Genomic DNA, 21,488 nt, shown 5'->3' on the forward strand with positions numbered 1-21,488 from the left:
CGTGCGTGTCCTGCAGGTCACTGACGTCTCCGGAGCCGCGGATGTGCGTCAGGTCCTCCTCCCCTACCGCGATGCCAGGGACAAGGGGCCCTACGACGCCATCCCGGCAGCCGGGTTCTGGCTCGCCCGGCTTCGGGCAGACGAACTGCCGGCGCTCCCAGCACTCGGCTGCCACCTTGTCGTGGTGCTGTCCGGTCGCGTCGAGCTCTCCGTCAGGGGGGAGCACGCGAGCGAACTGGAGCCCGGTGACGTCGTCTGCTTCGATGTCGGCGCTTCCGGCGACGTCACCCTCAAGTGGCCGGACGACGCCTGGCTGTTCTTCGTCTCCACGCCGGGATGGGTACCGGATCCGGGTCGTCGCCAGGTGGGCTCCCACGACGACCCCCGCCCCGGTCGGCCCCTTCTGACCTGGATCCGCGACGACGACGGGCGCTCGCGCTCCGAGCCCTTCCGATGGCCGTACGCCCTCGGCTCGGTACCGCCGGTGGACGCATGGCCGGCGTCGATCGGAGCGTTCGTCACCCGACGTGCATACGGAATGGAGGGCTACGCCCCGGGGGTGTGGCACAACGGGCCGCGCCGACAGTTCGCCATCACCTTGAACGGAAGCGCCGAGAACGAGACCGGTGACGGCACCGTCACCAGCCCGGTGACCGGTGACGTCGCCCTGATCGACGACGTGACCGGAGCCGGCCATGTCACCCGCGGCCGGGGAGACCGGTGGATGATGTTCGTGACGGTCGCTCCCGGCGGCCTTGCACTGACCCCCGAGCACTGACCCGTCCACCCCCTTCGGGGCCTGGTCGCCCCCGAAGGTCAGCCTCGACCGGGATCTGAGGGGACGGCGCCGGGTGCGTCACCACCGGCCGCCGGGAACTGCGCCGGTTCGAACCCCGAGGCCGGCAGGTCGCCGGTCGCATTCAGGCGGTCGGACATCTCACGCGCCACCGACTGCAGTTGCTGGACCAACTCCCCGTCCTTGGCCGGGTCCAGCTTGCCCAGGCACATCATGGCCGCCAGGGGGCGTCCGCCGGGATCCAGCACCGGGACCGCGATTCCCCGACCGGTGTCGAACCTCTCGTAGTTGTCGACGCAGTAGCCCTGGGCCCGAATCGTGGCGAACTCACGTCGCATCCGATCGGGATCGGTGATCGTGTTCGGCGTGAACCGCCGCAGCTCCTCGGGCCCGAGGATGTCACCGACCTCGTCCTCCGGCAGGTACGCGAGCAGCAACTTCCCGTCGGCCATCGCATGGGCCGGTTGCGGGTGCCCCGGCTCGAACTCGATGAGCTCCGTGTTGACACCGGCCGAACGCGCCAGCTGCACCGTCTTGGCACCGACGAGTGTGCTCAGCACCGCGTCGTGGCCGGACCACTGGGCGATCCGGGAGAGGTACATGCGGCCGTCGTGCACGACGGGGTTGGTCACCAGCGCCACGCTGCCAAGGCCCACGGCGCCCATTCCCAGGTGATACTTGCTGGTCCGCGAGTTCTGTGCCACCCATCCGACGTTGACAAGCGTCGCCAGCAACCGGTGGACACTGCCGGGAGACAGCTGGACGAACTTGGCCAGTTCCACGATGCCCATCGGGTACGGATGCTCCGTCAGCGCGGTGACAATGCGGGCCGCGCGCTGGACCGCCCGGACATGCCCGATGTCCCGGCCCTCGCCGGGCGAGGCGGCCGAAGACGAGCGTTCTTCCTTCACATGACCTCCGATCCACCTCAGGATACTGATCTGGCGCCGTACTCGTCCCACCTGCCTGGGACCACGGCCTCAAAGGGCCCCCGATCCGGACCGGTTGCCCTTTATGTGCCGAGTAGTTGGCGTCTCTCGAGGTAGGGACCGTTTCGATTCACTGCGACCGGCACGACGTCACGATGACCGGAGCCGCGGTGGCGCCCAGCACGAGGTCGATGTCCACGCCAGGTGCCAGCTCGACCAGTCGCAGTCCCTGCGCCGTCACATCCAGCACACCGAGATCGGTGATGACCCGGTCGACCACGCCGCGACCGGTGAGGGGGAGGGTGCACCGGGGCAACAGTTTGGGCGCGCCGTCCTTGGCGACGTGCTCCATGAGGACCAGGACACGACCGGCACCGTTCACCAGGTCCATCGCCCCGCCCATCCCCTTCACCAAGAGGCCCGGGATCATCCAGTTGGCGAGATCTCCGGTGGCCGAGACCTGCATCCCGCCGAGGATCGTGGTGTCCACGTGTCCTCCGCGGATCATGGCGAACGACATCGACGACGAGAAGAACGCCGCACCGGGCAACGTGGTCACCTGCTCGGTGCCGGCGTTGATCACCTCCGGGTCCCCCCGGCCGTTCTCGGGATACGGCCCGACGGCCAGGACACCGTTCTCGCTGTGGACCACCACATGAACGTCCGGCTCAAGGTACTGGGGTACCTGGGTGGGCAGCCCGATGCCGAGGTTGACGCACTCGCCGTCGCGCAGCTCCCGCGCGGCCCGCGCAGCCATCTCCCGGCGGGTCCAGCCGACCTTCACTCGATCCTCCCGGCGTCCGCGGTGACCACTTTCTGGACGAAGACCCCCGGCAGGTGCACCGCGTCGGGATCGATCTCGCCGGGTTCCAGCACCCGTTCCGCCTCCACCACCGTGACGCGCCCGGCCATCGCCACGTCCGGATTGAAGTTCATCGCCGCGGCATGGAAGACGGCGTTGCCATGACGGTCCGCGACCGCTGCCCTGACGAACGCGTAGTCGGTGACGATGCTCTCCTCCAGAACGAAGTCCCTGGCCCGCCCCCTCACCGTGAAGGTGCGGACCTCCTTCGCCGGCGATGCCACGGTGACATCGCCGTCGGCGCCGTAGCGCCGAGGGAGTCCTCCCTCGGCCACCACGGTGCCCACCCCGGTCGGAGTGAAGAAGGCCGCGATCCCCGCACCGCCGGCACGCAGGCGTTCGGCCAGCGTGCCCTGGGGCGTCAGTTCGACCTCGATCTCGCCGGCGAGGTATTGGCGGGCGAACTCCCGGTTCTGGCCGAAGTAGGACGCGACGACCTTGCTGATGCGGTGCTCCTCGAGCAGCCGCACCAGCCCGGCACCGTTGACGCCGCAGTTGTTGGTCACGACGGTGAGGTCTTTCGCGCCGTGGTCGAGCAGTGCCGCCACCAGCCCCCACGGGACACCTGCCGTCCCGAACCCGCCTACCGCGATGCTCGCTCCGTCGGGGATGTCCCGGACAGCCGCGGCGGCGCTCTCGACTACCTTGTCCACGACGTGCTCCGACTCCTCACCTTCTCGTTCACCGCAGCACCAGCCCCCCGTCCGGGCAGATGGTCTGCCCGGTGAGGGCTCCGGCCTCCCGGGAGGCGAGGAAACCCACGACCTCGGCCACGTCCTCGGGGACCAGGGTCCGTGGGATCGCCTGCCGCGAGCGGACGCCCTCGGCAACGTTCGAGCCCAGTCCCGGCTCGGACACCGGGGGCGGTGTCATGCCGGGTGCGACACAGTTGACGGTGATGCCGTCTGCGCCCAGAGAACGGGCCAGCGCCCGCGCGGCGCCGATCAGGGCGCCCTTGGTCATGACGTACGGGAGCATGTCCGGCACCGGCGGCGGATCGAAGAACGTGTCCGACACGACCATCACGACCCGGCCGAAGTGATGCTCGGCCATGCTCGGCGTCACCTCCTGCAGAAGCCAGAGCGGAGCCTCGACGTTGACGGTCATCATCCTGCGCACGAGTGCGGCGTCGAGGTCGGGCAGGGCCGCCCGTTCGAAGTTGACGCCGGCGTGAACCAGCACGTCACAGCGTCCGTGCCGCTCCAGCACCGAGCGGGCCGCCGCACGGACCTGCTTCTCGTCCGCGAGATCGACGGCGTCCTCCCCCGCCCGGTCGAGGACGACGACACGGTGGCCCCGTGCCGTCAGTGCCTTGACGATCGCGGCGCCGATGAATCCCGCGCCTCCGGTGACCAGGGCGACAGGCGCCCCGTCGTCGGCGTCACCCATTGAAGTGTGTGTCGAGGCCGGCGAGTGCCCCGTCGATGTCGGCCCCGATACCGCCACGGGCGAGGTCCGCCATCTCGTCGGGCACGTCGACCTCGATGGCGTACTCGACATCGCTGCCGGCACCGGACCCGGTCACCGTGAACGTGGCGGCGAGCTTCTTCATGGGCGTCTTCTGGCCGGGGACGAGTTCGTAGGTGAGGGTGCGTGCCGTGTCGTCCTGGGCGGAGATCCGGTCGAGCACCGAGTCGCCGCGGGTGAAGTTGACCAGGCGGTCGCCGTCGGGACGCAGTTCGACGGAGGCGATGTGCGGCTGCCACGCGGCGTACCCGCCGAAGTCACTCACGAACGCCCACACCTGGTCGGCCGGGGCCTTGAGCGCTATGGACTTGCTGACGTTGACGATGGCCATGTCGATCTCTCATTTCCTGTAAGGGGGTGTGCGTGAAGAGGTGTGCTTGGCGCGCCGGGTGCTAACGCACCTGGTCGAGGGCCTTTGCCAGGCGGGCCCGGGCATCCGTCGGCGTGATCATCTCCAGGGTTCCGGCCAACGGACCGGACATGCCCTGCAGCCAACCGCCGGTGTGCAGGCCACCGGTGTCGACGGCTTCCCCGCCGATGCCGGCGATGAGCGCCCCGACGAGCGCCTTGGCGGCGGCGTCGTCCCCGGCGACGTACACCGCGTTGTCCTCGCCCGCCGACGAGCCCAGGCCCTTGACCAGGAACGGGACGGGCGTGGTGTTGAACGCCTTCACCAGGCGTGCGCCGGGCACGAACTCGGCGACGACCTCGCTGGAGACGCGGTCCCCGATGTCGATGAGGCCGTCGGGGCCGGGCTTGGTGCGGTTGTTGGTGGTGTCGACCACCACCACGCCGGACCAGTCCCCGACCACCGACACCGCCGCCTCGGTCCTGCCCCAGGGTGTGGCCAGAACGACGATGTCGCTCCCCGCCACGGCGCCGGGGACATCGGCAGCACTGGTGTGCTCACCGAACTGGGCCGCCAACCCGGCCAGTGACTCGGGGCCTCGCGAGTTCGCCAGCACCACGTCGTGGCCGGCCGCCACGAAGAGACCTGTGAGCGCCTGCCCCATCCGGCCGGCCCCGATCATTCCGATCCTCATTGTGTTTCTCCGTCTCGTTCTTCTTCACGATCAGCTGGGGGTGTCCACTCCTGGCCACCCAGATAGCTGGCCTGGATCACACTGCGGTCTCGCCGCAGTACCGCGGCGTCGTGGCTGTCGCTGCCGGCACCGTGGGCCATCAGATAGGCCCGGTCCGAGATCTCGAGGGCGAGGTGCACATGCTGCTCGACCAGCAGGACGGCGCAGCCGCTCTCGTCGGCGTAGGTCCGGATCACCGGCAGCAACCGCTCGACGATCACCGGTGCCAACCCGAGGCTGAGCTCGTCGAGCACCAGCAGTGAGGGCCTGCGGGCCAGGGCACGTCCGACCGCCAGCATCTGCTGCTCGCCGCCGGACAGCACGCCCGCCCGTCGGTCGGCGATCGCCGGCAGCGCCGGGAAGTACCGGTAGGCCGTGTCCGGGTCGAGTCGCTCGCCGCGCGGTCCGAGCCTGAGATGCTCCGCCACCGTCAGACCGCGGAACAGTCCGCGGTCCTCCGGGACGTGCGCGATGGCACGGCGGGCCCGTGCGGCGGGTGTCAGTCCGGTCAGGTCCTGCCCGTCCATCGACACGGAACCCGCCGAGACCTTCACCAGACCGGAGAGCGCGCGCAACGTCGTGGTCTTGCCGGCCCCGTTGGGGCCCAGCAGGGCCACCACCTCACCCTTTCCGACCTCCAGATGGACGTCGCGAACGACATCGGCCCTGCCGTATCCGGCGGTCAGCCCTTTGATGCGCAGTACTGGTCCGGTCACGTTTCCTCCCCGACCCTGATGTCGTCGGAGGCGGCCGATCCCAGGTAGGCGGAGACCACCTTGGGGTCACGGCGCACGTCCGCCGGGTGGCCCGTGGCGATGACCTGGCCGAACTCCAGGACGACCACGTGGTCGCAGATGGCGAACACGAGGTTGATGTCGTGGTCGATGAGCAGCATCGGGGTGCCCTGATCGCCGATTCGTCGCAGCTGCTTGCCGAGCTCCGCGCTCTCGTCGGTGTCCAGGCCTGCTGCCGGCTCGTCCAGCAGCACCACTTTCGGATCACCCACGAAGGCCCGGGCCATGCCGACCAGCTTGCGCTGCCCCTCCGAGAGCTCCCCGGGCATCGCGTCTGCGAGGTCCACGATGCCGAGCGCCTCCAGGGCGTGGCCCACCGGGGGCTTGGCCGTGTCGCCGTTGACCACCAGCTCACGGAGTGTCGTCCAGACCGTGGGCCGGCGGGCGGCGACAGCCAGGTTCTCCGCCACCGTGAGTGCGTCGAAGAGTTCCACGGCCTGCCACGTCCGGCCGAGGCCCACTCGTACTCGGGCGTGTGGGCGCATCCGCCCGACATCACGGTCGGCCACCTCGACGCTGCCCGTGCACCGTACGAAACCGGTGACGGCGTCGATGAACGTGGTCTTCCCCGCCCCGTTGGGGCCGATCAGGCCCACGATCTGGCCGGGACACACCTCGATGTCGACGCCGGAGAGCGCCTGTACCCCGCCGTACCGTACGCCGACACCGCGCGCGGACAGAACCGGACTCGGCATGCTCACACACCTCCCTGCGGCTTGGCGCCGACCACGGACAGCGATTTGTCGGCGCGTGAGACCCGCGCACGTCGCTCCCGCTTCAGCGCCGAGGACACCAGCAGTCCGTCGGGGCAGAACCTCAGTTGGACGAGCAGTCCGGCCCCGATGATGAGCTGCATGTAGATGGAGACCCGGTTCTCCGGCAGGACCCAGGTCTGGAGGACGAGCGGGATCACGGCGCCGGCGGCGCCGAATCCGGCGAGCACCGCGCCCTGGCCCAACGTCACCCCCAGGACGTAGACGCTCGCGACCAGAGCGAGGGCGGTCATGGTGTCGTAGCTGTTCGCCGACACCGTGCGGAAGTCGTAGGCGTACAGCACGCCGGCGACGCTGGCCAGGAAGGACGCGATGGCGAAGCCCTGGATCTTGACGGCCCGCACATTGACGCCGGCCGCCGCGGCGGCCCGTTCGTTGGAGCGCACGGCCAGCATGCGGCGGCCCAGGTCTCCCCTGCGCAGATTCGCCACGAACAGGTAGAGCGACACGGTCACCACCAGAGCCAGGAAGCCGAAGACCGGACTGGGCTGCGACCCGTCCAGGCCGCGGAAGGAGGCGTCGGTGCCGAGGTTGAAGCCGAACAGCGTCGGTGACTCGACGGAAGCTCCTGTCTGGCCGCCGCCCCAGCCCGGATTGGCGAAGATGAACTGTTCGATGGCGATCGCGGCAGCCAGTGTCACCACGACCAGCGTGACTCCCCGCACCCTCAGCGCACTGGCCCCGATGAGCACCCCGAGCACGGTCGCCGTGGCGACCGCCAGGATCGGGGCCAGGGGAAAGCCGATGCCGTACTCGGTCCCGAGGCGCGAGAGGGCGAATGCCGCGACGCCGGCCAGCGCCAGCTGGACGACCGAGAGCTGACCGACGTAGCCCATGATCACCACGAAGGAGAGACACAGGACGGTGGCCACCAGGCCGGTGATGACGGCCTGTCGGAAGTCGGAGGGAAGCACCACGAGCGCCACGGCGCACGCGATGGCCACCGGGGCGACCCGTACGACCAGACGGTCCTGGTCGGGCACCATCGGCAGGGACCGTTCGACCAGGTCGCCGCGGAGCGGAAGGCCGGAGCCCCGCCACCACAGGGCGATGACGATGAGGAGGAACTCGGCCATCTGCTGCACTCCCGGAATGGCGGAGCCGTTCCGGGTCGGGAACCACGACTCGTTCGACGCCTGGTAGAGCAACGACTCGCTGATCCCGATGAGCAGGCTGACGGCACATGCGATGCCGAACGAGGTGAACCGCGCGAGCAGCGCCGCGGCCAGCGCCGGGATGATCAGCAGGGGCAGCGTCGTGGCGCTCAGCCCGACGATCGACGCGGCCAGCACTCCCACGAACCCGGTCGCCACATGCCCGAGGACGGAGTTGCCCAGTGAGATGGCATCGGGCGACAGCCCGGCGAGAGCGGCCGAGCTCTCGCTCTCCGAGGCGGCCCGCGTCGCAAGCCCGAAGCGGGTGAAGCGGTAGAGAGCCGCGAGACCGCCTGCCAGCACCACCACGATCCCGGCGAGGATGAACTGCGCTTCGGGCACCGCCACACCGAAGACGGACACCACGTCGCTGGTGAGCACCGACGGGCTGTTCAGCGGCGAGGTGCCGAAGATCAGCAGGACCAGCGCCTGAGTCAGCAGCAGCACGCCCAAGGACGCCACGAGCTTGGCGAGCGGCGAGGCGCTGCGCAGTGGTCTCACGGCCACCAACTCCACGACCACGGCGTACAGGGCCATGAACAGCAGGGTCAGGACGATCGCCGGGACGGTCTGCAGCGCGAACCCGAAGAACCCGGTTCGCAGCGCCCAGAACACATAGCCGGCGACCATGACCGTGGCGCCCGCCGCCAGGTTGATGGAGCCGCTGCCTCGCCAGCTGAGCACCACACCCAGCGCTATGCCGGCGATGACCGCGCCCGGACCGAGCCCCAGTAGCGCGAAAAGAACAAGTGTCTCCATGAACTTTCTCCTTCGGCCGTGCCGCCGGCTCAGACGAGCCCGTCGGTCTTCAGACCGAAGTGCTCCTTGGCCAGCGCGGTGGCGAAGGTCTCCCACTGCAGCCCGACATTGGTCCGCGCGGTGGAGATGTCCCGGTAGTACCGCTGCATGCGCGAGCCGTTGCGCCCTCCTTCGCTGGTTCCGGAGGTGCGGAACAACAGCTCGACCGCTTCCCAGGCGAGGTTGACGGCGTGGTGGGTGCTGGCGTGGATCCGCATCAGCTGGTCGGGGGCGAACCCCGTGTCTTCGGCGACCGACTCCCGGCAGAGTTCCATGTAGAACTCGCTGCTGCGCAGGAGCACGTCCTCGGCCGCGCCGGCCTTGCCGCTGGCCAGACCCCAGTAGCGCTGGTAGTCGGCCGTCTGGAACCGCGGAACGCCGTGTGGTCCCGGTGTCTTCTTGGCGCGGATGATGCGCTCGTACTCGTCCAGCGCCGCGTAGGCGCAGCCCACCAGCACCGAGGTGATCTCCAGCTGGAGGTAACCCATCGAGTGCCCGGCATACATGGGATTCCCGTGCAGCCGGTAGCCGGGCGTGTCCGGTTTGCCGGCGAACCCCAGCGGGTTTCCCCGCACGAGGAACTCGTCGGGTATCACGGCTCCGTCGACCTGGATGCTGTTGGATCCGCTGCCGCGCATCCCGAACGAACGGTGCCGCCAGTCGTCCATCAGCGTCCAGTCCGCGCGCGGCACCAGCGCCAGCCCCTGGGCGCCCGTAGGACCGTCGCCCTCGTCGAGGCGGACCGCGAGCATCGCATGGGTGGAGTACGGCGAGCCCGAGCAGTAGTCCCACGTTCCCGCGATCCGCCACGAGCCCTGCTCGGTTCGCGTGGCCGTGCCCATCGGGATGCCGCGCATGGGTGCGGCGAAGTCCCCGTCGGGCCCGATGGCCGCGGCCTGGGCGGCCTCGCCGTAGAGTCCGCCGATCTGCAGGCCGTGCCCGGACGCGAGGCACAGGCCCCAGCCGGTGCCGGGACATCCGCGGGCGATCTCCACGATCACCCGCAGGAACGTGGGTACGTCGAACTCGAATCCGCCGTACCTGCGCGGCAGGAGAGTCCGGTAGAAGCCGGCCTGCCGGAAGAGCTCATGGGTCTTCGGCGAGTAGGCGCCTCGCTCCTCCGTCGCTTCCTGCTCGTCCAGAAGTCGGTCCCGAAAGGCCGCCGCACGTTGCACCAGGTCTTCGGGGCGCGGATTGGGCTCACGGGGCCGGATCGTGGCGCTCGCTGGGGCGCTCATGCTGTCTCCTCGTCTCGCCCGCCGGCATGCGGGCATGGGTGGTCTGCAGGGGTTGATCGTGAGGTTGTGGCTGGTCTGTACGACGTGCCGTCAGGCGTTGCTACGTGTCTTCGGCCGTCAGAGCCCGGACGGGGTGATCCAGTCGGTGACCGCGGAGAAGGTGTTGCCGCCGGTGTGCTCGAAGACCCGGCTCTGGGCGCCGCAGAGTCCCGGCCGGCCGCTGTAGGCACCGCACTTCACCGTCTCGCTGCCCAGGAGCATCGGGCCCGAGAACGATGTGGCGGCCTTCGCCACGGTCTTCGTGGTCGCGTCCGCGCCACCGGCCGCGTTGAGGAACTTCGTCGCTGTCATGACCAGGCTCCAGGCGAGCGTCGCGTCGGAGTCGGTCTGGGCGTCCGCCGTCAGCGAAGCGGCCTCCGACTGCTCGCGGTAGGCCCGCACATCGGTGAGGGAGGTGTCGGCGACGTTGGTCTGCGTCGACAGTTGCAGCCACTTCGGCGCCTCACCACCCAGTCCCTGGGCGACCGCGCCGGAGAAGCAGAAGGAGCCGGTGGACACGATCGGAGCCTTGACCGCCAGGGAGTCCAGCGCCTTCGCGGCCGAGACGCAGTTCGGCGGCGACGACACCAGCGGTACCACCGCGTCGGCCGTCTGGACGCCGGCGGCGACCGCGGCTGCGGTGAGATTGGTCGTCGACGGGTCGAACCCGACCGCCTTGAGCTTGATGCCGAGCTTCTCCAGGTCCTCCCGGAGCACTTCCACCCCGCCGATGCTCTGTGCGTCCTGCGGGTAGAAGGCGGCCACGCTCTTGGCCTTGACCTCGTCGTCGAGGTAGGTCGCCAGTCCTCCGAAGATCGAGTCGGGGTTGCCGTTGAAGATGAAGACGTTCTTTCCCTGGGCGTCCGGCGTGCTGATCGAGTTCGACATCATGATGGGCTTGCTGCCCTGGACGACTGCCTGCATGGACTGTCCGCCGTTGATCAGCGTGCCGACGAGGACTGCCTCGATGTCGTTGTCGTTGGCCATCTTCAGTCCGCAGGAGTTGCCCTCCTGCTCGCTGTCCACCACGTAACAGGTGCTCAGCTGAAGCGGATGACCGTCGATCCCGCCGAGTTTCTCGTTGATGTACTTCACCGCCGCCTGAGCACCGAGTGTGGCGCTCGGGTACTCCAGCGACCCGCCCTGTTGATTGACCCATCCGATCTTGACGGGCGAGAGGCTGGTGTCGGCCGCCCCCGACGTGCCACCGGTGTAGTCGACCAGATCCGTCACCGCCCAGGGGTCGGCGGAGCTGGAACTTCGGGGAGAGGTGCTCCCAGCGGTGGTGGCTGTGGTGGTGTCCGCGTCGGCGCACCCTCCGGCGACCAGACCGAGCACCACGCTCAGTCCGGCGACAGCGGTCCTGGCGCGCCGGCCGGCCGGGATGTCTGCAATCACGTTCTTGGACATATGCGACTCCTTGCTTCCCGCACATCCGTCCGGGGGCGGCCGTCGGACCCTCAAAGGGTCCAGTGCGGAATTTGATTCCGCTAGATGGAATGCGGGGAACGTAACAGCGTGACCGGCACCACACAAGGGTTACGACACGGTTTCGTGTTCCGGCCCCGGGAGGACGTGCCGTTCGGCCGCGAGGTCCGCCTGTGCCTCCGGGCTTTCCAGGGCTGCCGTGATGGCTCGCACCAGTTCCCACGCCGAGGCGGCGCTGAGTTCGATCCCGACCCGAGCGCCCACGCCGGCGTCGGGGTTGACGAAATCGATGATCAACGCGTGGTCGAACGGAGCACTGACGGGGTGGTCGTAGAAGACGTTGGCCCGCGTCACCTTCAGCCAGTCCGGCACCCCCCGCGCCGCTCCGGCAATGCCGATCTGCTCGGTCATCCATGTGCACATGCCGTCCCCCTTTCAGCGCAGGTGCTCGTTGTAGAACTCGAAGACCCGCTCCCACCCGTCCACAGCCTGCTCCTGCCGGTAGTTGGGCTTGTCCGAGGCGAAGAACGCGTGGCCGGCACCGTCGTAGCGGAAGAACTCGAACGACTTCCCGTGCTTCGTCAGCACACGTTCGATCTCGTCGACCTGCTCCGGGGCGGGGTTGAGATCGTCGTTGCCGAAGATCCCCAGCAGTGGCATCGCCATGTCCGGCGCCCGGTGGATGACGCCCTTCGGCGCCGGACCCGGGCGGCCTGGATCGGGCGGTTGCGGAAGAACGCTCCCGCCCCAGCAGTCCACCGCCGCATCGAGTGAGGGCACGTCGCAGGCCGCCAGGAACGCCTGCCGGCCGCCGGAGCAGAAGCCGATCACCCCGACCCTGCCGTTGGCGCCCGGTTGCGCCCGCACGTACGCCGCGGCGCCGGCGATGTCACCCATCACCTGGTCGTTCGGCATCGCCTTGGCGAGCCCTTCCGCACGTGCCGCGGCGGCGACGTCCGCCCAGTGCCCGGGACCGCGCCGGTGATAGAGGTGCGGAGCGACCGCCGTGTAGCCCCGGGACGCGAAGCGCCGCACCACCTCCTTGCACCACGGGTCGAGTCCCGGTGCGTGGTGGAGCACCACGACTCCTGGCGTGGGTCCGGCGGTCACGGGCCGGGCGAGATAGCCCTCGATGACGGTGTCCTCGTAGCCCTCGAAACCGACGACCTCGACGATCATGCCTTCTTTCAAGGCTGTACTCCTCCCGGGAGGCCCCGCCCGGTCACGCCGACGCCTTCATGTCGTCCAGCACGCCGAGGAGTTCCGCTTCGGTCAGGAACAGGTCGATCGGCTGACTGAAGGGCTGCGGCCAGTCGATGCCCGTGTGCCAGTAGACCTCGACCCGGTTGTCCTCGGGGTCGCGGAAGTAGCAGCCGATCGCGTTGCCGTGGTTGTTGACGTGGTCGATCGAGTACTTCCGCTCGACGATCTGCGCGTAGAACTCCCGCAGGTCCGACAGCGACTCGACGACGAAGGAAAGCTGTTGCGGGTCGGTGTGCCGCTCCTCGTTCTTCGCCAGGAGCAACTCGTGGTGCTCCTCGCCGGGACGCGAGCTCAGGAAGACGCGCCGCTCGTCACGGTCGGTCACGGTCATACCGAGGAAGCCCGAGTAGAACTCGAGCATGACCTCGGGATCGGTGACGAACAGACCGACGTGGCCGAGACGGGTGACCTTGGGCATGGTGAGACTCCTTCGTGTGGTGGGGCGCCGAGTGGCACGGTTCACGGGGTGACGGTCGTCGGCCAGGCCGACGACCCGGTGACGACGTCGAACAGACGGTTGACGTCGTCGAGCGCATGGCCTCGCCAGGCGACGTGGTGGTCCGAGCGGAGCAACGCCGCGGGTGCCAGGTAGAGGTCGTGCAGGGCGGCCCGGTCGGGCTCGCCGGGCGTGACCACGTCGAGCGGTATGCCGCGCGCGGCGGCTGCCCGGCGCAGCGGCGCGGTGTCGATCTCGTCCAGTACCAGGAGGGTGAACCCCTGTCCGACGTGGTCGTAGAGCGAAGAACCGTCCTTGAGCCAGTGGTGGGGAGCCCGGTTGCCGGGCGCGGCCGAGGGGACGTAGTCCTCGAAGTCGGCCGGCGGCTCCTCCACGCCGTCGCGCAGGATGATCGGTGAGCTGGAGTACCGGTAGCCCAGTTGGCCACCCATGCGCTTGAACTGCCGCGCCTTCTGCACCTGGATGTCCTCGGCGACCTGGGCACGTACGGCATCGCCCTGCGGACCCGGTTCCTCTATGCCGTCGCGCACCAACTGCGACGCACCCACGGCCTGGTTGCGCTCGCAGCCGTCGAGGATGAACCGGGCCGCTTCGCCCCGCTCGATGCTGTAGCTCGCCAGGAGGAGGGGGCCGCCCCATCCCTGGACGAGTGCCGCGAGCTTCCATCCGAGGTCGGCGGCGTCCCCGATGCCGATGTTCATACCGAACCCGCCCATCGGGGAGACCAGGTGGGCGGCGTCTCCCGCCAGCAGCACCCGGCCGAAGTCGTAGCGCGGTGCCTGCATCGAGTGGGTGATGAACGTCCCGCCCTCCAGCGGCTCGACCTCGAACTCGGCGCCGACCGCCCGGAAGAGCATGTCGCGGCACGCCTCCCAGTCGTCACCGTCGATGTGGTCGGGAACCGGCGAGCAGAAGTACGCCCACTGGTCCTCACCGGACTGCGGGACCAGGCTGTCGCAGTGGCGGTCCTCGTTGTAGAAGAGCGTCATGGACACCATGGGCGAGGCTTTCCAGTGCTCGGCGAGCCCGGGGGCACGCAGATGCCAGAGGAAGCTCCGCGCCAGGTTGGCCCTGCCTTCCAGGCGCACATTGAGAATCCGGCTGCGCAGCCTCGAACGGCTGCCGTCCGCGGCCACGAGGTAGCCGCTGCGGAACGCCCGCGGCCCGTCGGGCCCGGTCACGTGCACGGTGACGCCGTCGTCGTCCTGCTCGAACGACCCGACTTCGTGCCCGAAGCGCACGTCGATCAGCGGGAGTTGCGCAGCCCGGGCCCGCAGGGTCTTCTCGATCGCCTCGTTGGGCGCCCACTCGGCGACCTCCGACGCGATCGACAGCCGCTCGGACCACTCGTAGGCCCGGGGGAAGTGCTGGATCAGATGCCCGTTCAGCCGGGTCACGAAGGCCACGTCCCGCTGGATCCGCGGGCTCACGGGGTCGTTCTCCCGCAGCGCGTCGGCGATCCCCCAACGACGGAAGTGCTCCATCGAGCGGACGTTCGTCATGTTGGTGCGCGCCGAGAAGCGGTCTCCCTCGGCACGGCTCTCGAAGACCACGCTGGCCACGCCACGCTGCGCCAGGTCGATGGCGAGCGCCATCCCGACAGGCCCGCCTCCGGCGATCGCCACCGAGGTCGGCTCCTCAATAGGTGCCGTGCTCACACTTGACCTCCATTCCGTCAGGTGAAATCTAATTCCAAAGTAAACCTCAGGTCGTGTCGTGTCGAGCGTCCGGCAGACAGTTCTTTCGTCCACGTCTCGCGCTGGTTACGTCGCCGGGCGGACCGCGTGGACACCCGTGAGGACCGGTGACTCCGGGTTGGCGACCACCCGTCCGCCTGGCCGGTGGACGACTCACCACGAGCGAGGCGGCGGTGCGGTCGGGCGGCATGCCTACGCGTTCACCGACCTCGCCCCTGTCACCCACCCGCGGGGCGGTACCGGATCAGGAAACGCGGGGCCGTGGAAAGCCGCCGGCCTGCCGACCGACCACGGGGTCAGCCCTCACAGGCACGCGTTCGAGCCATGGGCCGTTGCGTCCCCGCAGGCGGGCGCCTCTCCCGTGCCCCGCGCCCGCTCGTGGACGAACGGTCCTCAGCCTTCTGGGCGCAGAGCCTTCGGCGTCGTTCCGGGACGGGAGTCCGGAGCAGCCCGCACTCCCCGGTCTGTCGCAGCCCCTCCCACGCCCGCAACGCACCCGGACCCGGACCCGGACCCGGAGTACCGTTTCGACCCTTGGCCTACACGTGTCCTGGACGCACACTGTGGTGGTATCGGTATGGAGCAGGCAGGTGCAAGCATGACCGGCGCCGTCAGGATTCCCAGAGCGCGTCGCTTCGCCACCGCGCAGATCGAGCCGGATCGTCAGGTGGAGCTCTGGGAGCGGCACAACGCGGAGTCCTTGATCGCCCTCGACTGCCGGCCGCCGGTGGCCCGGTCGTTCGCGGCGGTGGAGGTGAACCTCCAGCTCGACCGTGTCCATCTCGCCCGGGTACGGGGGACCCGACACGTGGTCGAGCGCTCTGCCGAGCTGGTCGAGGCCAGGCCCACCGAGGCGATCGCCGTCTATCTGGCCCTTTCGGGAGAGGCGGTCTTCGAGCAGGGCGGATACCGTCGGGTGCTCCGGCCCGGGCAGCTCCTCGTCTGCGATGCCGACCGTCCCTTCCTCCGTGGGTTCGGCCGGGGACTGGAGGAACTGGCCGTCAAGGTTCCCCGTGCGGAGTTCTCCGCGCTCACCGGCCTGGCGACCGTGCCCGCGCCCGTCGTCGTCGACGTCGGCCCCGGCGAGAACCCGCACGGCCGGGCGCTGGCCCGGCTCGCGGGACGGGCGGTCCGCCGGGACCGCCCCGTGCCGGCGGACGAGCAGGCTGTCGTCGAACTCGTATCGGTGCTCGCCGCCTCCGGCCACGTCGGCCTGCCGGTGGCACACAGAGCGGCGGCCCGGACGTTCATCGAGGAGCACTTCACCGATCCGAAGCTCCGCGCGGCCGACATCGCGTCCGCCACGGGCATCAGCGAGCGACATCTGTCGCGTCTGTTCGCGACCGCCGGAACCAGCGTGCCCGGACACATCCTCTCGCGCCGGCTGGACGCGGCGTACAGCATGCTGACCTCCGCTGCGGCCAGAGGCCTGCGCACATCGGACGTGGCGGCACGCTGCGGCTTCACGTCGGTCGCCTACTTCTCCCGCACCTTCCGCGAGCGGTTCGGCGTCACCGCCGGCGAGGTTCGAGCCGGGTCCGCCTGACCGGTCGCGTCCCGCGATCCTCATTTCCGCCATGTCGGTCCGGATCGATGGGCCGGACCGGGTGTGATCACCGACACTCGTACGCACCAGCCCGGTGCCCCTGCCCGGGACGAGGAAAGGTGTGGCACATGCCCGTGTTCGACGATGGTCAGCCCGAGACCCGTACGCCCGCGTCGTCGGTGGTCGAGACCGACGTCCTCATCGTCGGCTCCGGACCGGCCGGCGCGTCGGCGGCGTTGTTCCTGTCGACGCTGGGCGTCGACAACATGGTGATCACCAAGTACCGGTGGACGGCGAACACACCCAGGGCCCACATCACCAACCAGCGGGCGATGGAGATCTTCCGGGACATGGGCATCGAGGACCAGGTCCTCGCCGATGCCACGCCGCACCACCTGGTCGGCGACACGGTCTTCTGTACGTCGATCGCCGGTGAGGAGATCGGGCGCATCCACACCTGGGGGACCCATCCGGCGCGTGAAGCCGACTACCAACTGGCGTCGCCGTGCCTCGTGGTGGACATCCCTCAGACCTATCTCGAACCGATTTTGGTCAAGAACGCGACCGTGCGGGGCACGCAGACGCGGTTCTCCACGGAGTACGTCTCGCACGTGCAGGACGCGGACGGCGTCGACGTCCTGGCCCGGGACCGGCTGACCGGGGCGGAGTACACCATCCGGGCCAAGTACCTGATCGGCGCCGACGGTGCCCGGTCCAAGGTCGCCGCGGACATCGGCCTGCCGTACGAAGGCGCGATGGACATCGCCGGGTCGATGAACATCACGTTCAAGGCCGACATCGAGGCCTACGTCGGTCACCGGCCCTCGGTCCTCTACTGGGTGATCCAGCCGGGGGCGAACGTCGGAGGCATCGGGGCGGGCCTGGTGCGCATGGTGCGTCCGTGGAACGAGTGGCTGATCGTCTGGGGCTACGACATCAACGACGAGCCCCCTGCCGTCGACGAGGCGTCCGCGACCCAGATCGTGCGCGACCTCCTCGGCATGCCCGACATCGACGTCGAGATCACCGGCACCAGCCTGTGGGGCAACAACGAGATGTACGCCACGCACCTCCAGAAGGGCCGCGTCTTCTGTGCCGGGGACGCGATCCACCGGCATCCGCCGAGCAACGGGCTGGGCTCCAACACCTCGATCCAGGACTCCTACAACCTGGCCTGGAAGCTCGCCCTCGTGCTGCGCGGTCAGGCCGACCGGAGTCTGCTCGACACCTACTCGGCCGAGCGGGCGCCGGTCGCCGAGCGCATCGTCCGGCGGGCGAACCGGTCCAGCCGTGAGTTCGTGCAGTTCTTCGAGGTGCTCGGACTGCTCGACGCCACGACGGAGGAGGAGATGGTCGCGGCGATCGAGGAGCGGAAGGCCAACACGCCCGAGGGCGCGGCCAAGCGGGCCGCCCTGGTCGCCGCGATGGACCTGAAGAACTACGAGTTCAACGCCCACGGAGTGGACCTCGGGCAGTACTACCGGTCGGCCGCGGTCGTCTCCGACGGATCTTCCCTGCCTGCGCCCGGCCGCGATCCCGACCTGTACTACGAGATGTCCACCGTGCCCGGCTCGCATCTGCCGCACGCCTGGGTCGGCGACACCATGCGCAGGAAGGCGATGATGGACCTCGCCCCCTACGACCGTTTCACCCTCGTCACCGGCATCGCCGGCGAGGAGTGGGCCCCGGTGGCCGACAAGGTCGCGCACGAGTTCGGGATTCCGCTCGGAACCGTCGTCATCGGGCCGGGCCAGGAGGTGACCGACCTGTACTACGACTGGGCGAAGCTGCGCGAGGTCGACGAGGGCGGCGCCGTACTGGTGCGACCCGACAAGCACGTCGCCTGGCGCTCGATGACCCTGCCCGACGACCCGGAATGCGCTCTGCGTACGGCGATGCGCCAGATCCTGGGGAAGGCGTGAACCCCATGCGCTTCGACCACGACACTCTCGCGCAGCGCGTACGGTTCGCCTCGGCCTCGGCAGCGCAGAACCTGGTGGCCGAGATCAAGGAACTCGGCGCGGGGCGGGTCATGGTGATCGCCGGGGAGGCCGAGCGCGAACTCTCCCACCGGGTCGCCGCCCAACTCCCCGTGGTGCACTGGCATCACGAGGTGGCCATGCATGTGCCGGTCGAGGTCGCCGAGCGGGCCAGAGAACAGGCCGCGGCCCATCGCGTCGACGCGCTCGTCTGCATCGGCGGCGGCTCGACGACCGGCCTGGCCAAGGCCGTGGCGCTCACCACCGGTCTGCCCATCGTCGCGGTGCCGACCACCTACGCGGGCTCGGAGGCCACCAACGTCTGGGGACTCACCGAGCACGCCCGGAAGACCACCGGCACCGACCCCCGGGTCCTCCCGCGCGCGATCGTGTACGACGCGACACTCATGCTCACCCTGCCGGTCGACCTGAGCGTGGCGTCCGGCCTCAACGCCCTGGCACACTGTGTCGATTCGATGTGGGCCCCACGGGCCGACCCGATCGACCGGGCACTGGCCGGCGAGGGCATCCGGGCCCTGCGCATCGGACTGCCGCTGGTCGCCGCCGAGCCGGGCGGCCTCGACGGGCGTGAACACGCCCTGTACGGCGCCTACCTCTCCGCGGTCGTGTTCGCCTCGGCGGGATCGGGGCTCCACCACAAGGTCTGTCACGTCCTCGGCGGCATGTTCGACCTCCCGCACGCCCAGACCCATGCCGTCGTCCTTCCTCACGTGCTCGCCTTCAACGCACCGGCGGCGCCGGACGCCGAGCGACGTATCGCCGCCGCCCTCGACGCCGACTCCGCGACCGGCGGGCTCGCCCGACTGCGCACGGAACTCGACGCGCCCCGGGCTCTTCGCGACCACGGCATGCCGGAGTCCGGCATCGTGCCCGCCGCGGAAGCGATCCTCGCCGTCGTGCCGCCGGGCAATCCGGCTCCCGTGACCCTCGACAACATCACCGGGCTGCTGCACGCGGCCTGGGAAGGAGCAGAGCCCCGATGACCGACACCGTCTCCGCCGAACAGGAGCGTCGCGAGGCGGACCTGGTCGAGCGCGTCACCCGTTCGTTCGACGACTGCTCCGACCCGCGGCTCAAGCAGTTGATGACCTCGCTCGTGCACCATCTGCACGCCTTCGCCCGCGAGGTCCGCCTGACCGAGGACGAGTGGGCCAAGGGCATCGAGTTCCTCACCGCCGCCGGGCACATCACGGACGACAGACGCCAGGAGTTCATTCTGCTCTCGGACGTACTCGGCCTCTCCATGCAGACCATCGGCATCAACAACGAGGCCTACGGCGACGCGACCGAGGCGACCGTCTTCGGTCCGTTCTTCGTCGAGAACAGCCCCGAGATCCCCCTCGGCGGCTCCATCTCCGGCGGCGCGGCCGGCGAACCGTGCTGGGTCGAGGGCACCGTCTCCGACAGCGACGGACACCCGGTCGCCGGTGCTCGCGTCGAGGTCTGGGAGGCCGACGCGGAAGGCCTCTACGACGTCCAGCACGACGACGGCCGCACCGCCGCCCGTGGCCATCTGTTCACCGATACCGAGGGACGCTACTCGTTCTGGGGCATCACACCGACGCCGTACCCCATCCCCCACGACGGTCCCGTGGGCAAGATGCTGGCAGCCGTGGGCCGATCCCCCATGCGGGCCTCGCATCTGCACTTCATGGTGAGCGCAGCGGGACAGCGCACGCTGGTCACCCACATCTTCGTCCGCGGCGACGAACTGATCGACGCGGACACGGTGTTCGGGGTCAAGGCGTCCCTGGTGAAGGGGTTCGAACGCCAGGCCCCCGGCTCCTCGACGCCGGACGGTCACACGGTGGACGGTTCATGGTCACGGGTCTCCTTCGACATCGTCCTGGCCCCGGCCGGTACCTGACCGTTCGGCGCGGTCCCCACCGGCCGACCCACGTGCGCGGGAGGCTGGTGGGGCGGCCGAATGGGCTTGGCCACCAGACCAAGTGGCGGGCGGGCCCGGCCCCCTGGACACCGCTCCCCTCCACCACGACGAGTACCGGGCCCCGGAACGAGCGCGGCCGGGTTCGCGACCTGCGGCGTCCGGCCATCGCGGACCTGCCCGCTGGGCCGAGCCAACACACATGCGGCACAGGCGGGAACCGACACACCCCGCAGCGGCATGATCGCCTGCACCCCTGTCCCCGACTCCAGCGGGACGCAGCCGGCCGCTCCCCCGGGCGCAAGCCCGTCGACGTCCAGCCGGGTGAGTGCGCCGTACCACCGCATCGGCACGCCGCGCCCCGGCGCGGCCCGCCGTCCCGAACGAAGGGAACCTCGATGAACGCCACGCTCTCGAACTTCAGCTACGGCGCCGTGACCCCGATCGCCGCCTACCTGATGGCCACCACCGGAGCTGCACTCGGCTTGCGATGTACGACACGGTCGCTGCGACGCCCGCACCGAAGAGCCAGATGGCTGGCGCTGGGCTCCGTATCGTTCGGCTGCGGCATATGGGCCATGCACTTCATCGCCATGATCGGCTTCGACATCGATGGAGCGGCGATCTCCTACGATCGCGACCAGACACTCCTCAGCCTCGCGGTCGTCATCGCCTGCGTCGCCGCCGGCATGTTCCTCGTCGGCTACCGGGGCCGCTCCCCGTTGACTCTCGTCACGGCCGGGATCATCACCGGGAACGGGGTGGTGACCATGCACGGCCTCGGTATGAACGCCATCCAGGTCGACGGCAGCCTCGACTACGACGGTCGCACCGTCATCTTCTCCTTCGCCTTCGCCATCGTGATCGCCACGGCGGCCCTGTGGGCGGCGGTCTCCATCCACGCCCTGTGGGCCAGCATGGGCGCGAGCCTGATCATGGGTGTGGCGACGACCGGCATGCACTACATCGGCATGACCGCCCTCTCCGTCCAACTCAACGGCCAGGCGGCGGCCGGGGAGGCGACCAGCAATCTGGGGTTCCTCATCGTCATGCTCGCCGGCCCGCTCGGCGTCCTCCTGATCGCCACCGCCATCGTCATGTTCGACCCCGACATGCTGATCGGTGACGGCGACCGGGACCGGACGGCACTCGCACCGCGCGGGACCGACTCCGCCTACCCCGTGCGGTAGGCGGAGTCGGTCGCCGATCGGACGGTTCCACCCATTCTTCGGAGATGGACGTACGGCGTTCGCAGCAGCCTTCGAGCGGTGCGGGGCTGT

The 21,488-nt window shown here is 69.4% G+C and carries 21 protein-coding genes; 6 read left to right on the forward strand and 15 right to left on the reverse strand.

The annotated features are described in order from the left end of the window. Position 1 precedes the first annotated feature (1 nt). Positions 2-778, forward strand: a complete 777-nt coding sequence (locus IEY89_RS22350) for a cupin domain-containing protein (protein ID WP_189149251.1) — start codon at positions 2-4, stop codon at positions 776-778. A gap of 38 nt (positions 779-816) precedes the next feature. On the opposite strand, the gene IEY89_RS22355 is transcribed toward IEY89_RS22350, so the two are convergent. From IEY89_RS22355 to IEY89_RS22425, 15 genes are all read right to left on the reverse strand, one after another. Continuing rightward, positions 817-1,707, reverse strand: coding sequence for an IclR family transcriptional regulator (locus IEY89_RS22355; protein ID WP_189149252.1), 891 nt, complete (start codon positions 1,705-1,707; stop codon positions 817-819). Positions 1,708-1,855: 148 nt separating this feature from the next. Then, entirely contained in the window at positions 1,856-2,509 is a 654-nt protein-coding gene (locus IEY89_RS22360; RefSeq protein ID WP_373287276.1) for a 3-oxoacid CoA-transferase subunit B, read from the reverse strand. Further along, on the reverse strand, positions 2,506-3,240 hold the full coding sequence (locus IEY89_RS22365) for a CoA transferase subunit A (protein WP_189149253.1): 735 nt from the start codon (positions 3,238-3,240) through the stop codon (positions 2,506-2,508). The genes IEY89_RS22360 and IEY89_RS22365 overlap by 4 nt, the downstream gene beginning before the upstream one ends. Before the next feature lie 28 nt (positions 3,241-3,268). Continuing rightward, positions 3,269-3,976 (reverse strand): SDR family NAD(P)-dependent oxidoreductase, encoded by a 708-nt coding sequence (locus IEY89_RS22370; protein ID WP_189149254.1) that lies wholly within the window; start codon positions 3,974-3,976, stop codon positions 3,269-3,271. Next, positions 3,969-4,385 carry an SRPBCC family protein gene (locus IEY89_RS22375; protein WP_189149255.1) on the reverse strand — a complete coding sequence of 139 codons (417 nt, stop codon included), beginning with the start codon at positions 4,383-4,385 and terminating at the stop codon, positions 3,969-3,971. The genes IEY89_RS22370 and IEY89_RS22375 overlap by 8 nt, the downstream gene beginning before the upstream one ends. A 61-nt stretch (positions 4,386-4,446) precedes the next feature. Then, complete coding sequence (locus tag IEY89_RS22380) at positions 4,447-5,097, reverse strand: NADPH-dependent F420 reductase (protein ID WP_189149256.1); 651 nt, start codon at positions 5,095-5,097, stop codon at positions 4,447-4,449. Beyond that, positions 5,094-5,852, reverse strand: coding sequence for an ABC transporter ATP-binding protein (locus IEY89_RS22385; RefSeq protein WP_189149257.1), 759 nt, complete (start codon positions 5,850-5,852; stop codon positions 5,094-5,096). The genes IEY89_RS22380 and IEY89_RS22385 overlap by 4 nt, the downstream gene beginning before the upstream one ends. Further along, entirely contained in the window at positions 5,849-6,625 is a 777-nt protein-coding gene (locus IEY89_RS22390) for an ABC transporter ATP-binding protein (RefSeq protein WP_189149258.1), read from the reverse strand. The genes IEY89_RS22385 and IEY89_RS22390 overlap by 4 nt, the downstream gene beginning before the upstream one ends. Before the next feature lie 2 nt (positions 6,626-6,627). Then, positions 6,628-8,616, reverse strand: a complete 1,989-nt coding sequence (locus IEY89_RS22395; RefSeq protein ID WP_189149259.1) for an ABC transporter permease — start codon at positions 8,614-8,616, stop codon at positions 6,628-6,630. Between the two features lie 29 nt (positions 8,617-8,645). After that, positions 8,646-9,893, reverse strand: coding sequence for an acyl-CoA dehydrogenase family protein (locus IEY89_RS22400; RefSeq protein ID WP_189149260.1), 1,248 nt, complete (start codon positions 9,891-9,893; stop codon positions 8,646-8,648). Between the two features lie 117 nt (positions 9,894-10,010). Beyond that, complete coding sequence (locus tag IEY89_RS22405; RefSeq protein ID WP_189149261.1) at positions 10,011-11,342, reverse strand: ABC transporter substrate-binding protein; 1,332 nt, start codon at positions 11,340-11,342, stop codon at positions 10,011-10,013. A 129-nt stretch (positions 11,343-11,471) separates the two neighbouring features. Further along, positions 11,472-11,771, reverse strand: coding sequence for a DUF6295 family protein (locus IEY89_RS22410; RefSeq protein WP_189149262.1), 300 nt, complete (start codon positions 11,769-11,771; stop codon positions 11,472-11,474). Between the two features lie 24 nt (positions 11,772-11,795). After that, positions 11,796-12,551: a dienelactone hydrolase family protein gene (locus tag IEY89_RS22415; RefSeq protein WP_229695365.1), complete on the reverse strand. Its 756-nt coding sequence runs from the start codon at positions 12,549-12,551 to the stop codon at positions 11,796-11,798. A gap of 31 nt (positions 12,552-12,582) precedes the next feature. After that, entirely contained in the window at positions 12,583-13,041 is a 459-nt protein-coding gene (locus IEY89_RS22420; protein ID WP_189149263.1) for a VOC family protein, read from the reverse strand. A gap of 41 nt (positions 13,042-13,082) precedes the next feature. Continuing rightward, positions 13,083-14,738, reverse strand: a complete 1,656-nt coding sequence (locus IEY89_RS22425; RefSeq protein WP_189149264.1) for an FAD-dependent monooxygenase — start codon at positions 14,736-14,738, stop codon at positions 13,083-13,085. Between the two features lie 637 nt (positions 14,739-15,375). Between IEY89_RS22425 and IEY89_RS22430 the strand changes: the two genes are divergently transcribed. From IEY89_RS22430 to IEY89_RS22450, 5 genes are all read left to right on the forward strand, one after another. Next, the gene (locus tag IEY89_RS22430) at positions 15,376-16,323 is read left to right on the forward strand and encodes a helix-turn-helix domain-containing protein (RefSeq protein WP_189149265.1); all 948 of its coding nucleotides are present in this window, start codon (positions 15,376-15,378) and stop codon (positions 16,321-16,323) included. A gap of 128 nt (positions 16,324-16,451) precedes the next feature. After that, positions 16,452-18,245 carry an FAD-dependent oxidoreductase gene (locus IEY89_RS22435; RefSeq protein WP_189149266.1) on the forward strand — a complete coding sequence of 598 codons (1,794 nt, stop codon included), beginning with the start codon at positions 16,452-16,454 and terminating at the stop codon, positions 18,243-18,245. Between the two features lie 5 nt (positions 18,246-18,250). Continuing rightward, entirely contained in the window at positions 18,251-19,306 is a 1,056-nt protein-coding gene (locus IEY89_RS22440) for a maleylacetate reductase (RefSeq protein ID WP_189149267.1), read from the forward strand. Next, positions 19,303-20,190, forward strand: coding sequence for a hydroxyquinol 1,2-dioxygenase (locus tag IEY89_RS22445; protein WP_189149268.1), 888 nt, complete (start codon positions 19,303-19,305; stop codon positions 20,188-20,190). The genes IEY89_RS22440 and IEY89_RS22445 overlap by 4 nt, the downstream gene beginning before the upstream one ends. Positions 20,191-20,606: 416 nt before the next feature. Continuing rightward, the gene (locus IEY89_RS22450) at positions 20,607-21,398 is read left to right on the forward strand and encodes an MHYT domain-containing protein (RefSeq protein WP_189149269.1); all 792 of its coding nucleotides are present in this window, start codon (positions 20,607-20,609) and stop codon (positions 21,396-21,398) included. Positions 21,399-21,488: the final 90 nt, after the last annotated feature.

Origin of the sequence: Streptomyces lacrimifluminis, from assembly GCF_014646095.1 — a bacterium.
GTDB classification, from domain to species: Bacteria; Actinomycetota; Actinomycetes; order Streptomycetales; family Streptomycetaceae; genus Streptomyces; species Streptomyces lacrimifluminis.

What these genes read in the sequence shown, in the direction of transcription:
- IEY89_RS22370 (WP_189149254.1), bottom strand. Translation starts at nt 3,976, where the DNA reads ATGGGTGACGCCGACGACGGGGCGCCTGTCGCCCTGGTCACCGGAGGC.
- IEY89_RS22375 (WP_189149255.1), bottom strand. Translation starts at nt 4,385, where the DNA reads ATGGCCATCGTCAACGTCAGCAAGTCCATAGCGCTCAAGGCCCCGGCC.
- IEY89_RS22380 (WP_189149256.1), bottom strand. Translation starts at nt 5,097, where the DNA reads ATGAGGATCGGAATGATCGGGGCCGGCCGGATGGGGCAGGCGCTCACA.
- IEY89_RS22390 (WP_189149258.1), bottom strand. Translation starts at nt 6,625, where the DNA reads ATGCCGAGTCCGGTTCTGTCCGCGCGCGGTGTCGGCGTACGGTACGGC.
- IEY89_RS22395 (WP_189149259.1), bottom strand. Translation starts at nt 8,616, where the DNA reads ATGGAGACACTTGTTCTTTTCGCGCTACTGGGGCTCGGTCCGGGCGCG.
- IEY89_RS22400 (WP_189149260.1), bottom strand. Translation starts at nt 9,893, where the DNA reads ATGAGCGCCCCAGCGAGCGCCACGATCCGGCCCCGTGAGCCCAATCCG.
- IEY89_RS22405 (WP_189149261.1), bottom strand. Translation starts at nt 11,342, where the DNA reads ATGTCCAAGAACGTGATTGCAGACATCCCGGCCGGCCGGCGCGCCAGG.
- IEY89_RS22410 (WP_189149262.1), bottom strand. Translation starts at nt 11,771, where the DNA reads ATGACCGAGCAGATCGGCATTGCCGGAGCGGCGCGGGGGGTGCCGGAC.
- IEY89_RS22420 (WP_189149263.1), bottom strand. Translation starts at nt 13,041, where the DNA reads ATGCCCAAGGTCACCCGTCTCGGCCACGTCGGTCTGTTCGTCACCGAT.
- IEY89_RS22430 (WP_189149265.1), top strand. Translation starts at nt 15,376, where the DNA reads ATGACCGGCGCCGTCAGGATTCCCAGAGCGCGTCGCTTCGCCACCGCG.
- IEY89_RS22435 (WP_189149266.1), top strand. Translation starts at nt 16,452, where the DNA reads ATGCCCGTGTTCGACGATGGTCAGCCCGAGACCCGTACGCCCGCGTCG.
- IEY89_RS22440 (WP_189149267.1), top strand. Translation starts at nt 18,251, where the DNA reads ATGCGCTTCGACCACGACACTCTCGCGCAGCGCGTACGGTTCGCCTCG.
- IEY89_RS22445 (WP_189149268.1), top strand. Translation starts at nt 19,303, where the DNA reads ATGACCGACACCGTCTCCGCCGAACAGGAGCGTCGCGAGGCGGACCTG.
- IEY89_RS22450 (WP_189149269.1), top strand. Translation starts at nt 20,607, where the DNA reads ATGAACGCCACGCTCTCGAACTTCAGCTACGGCGCCGTGACCCCGATC.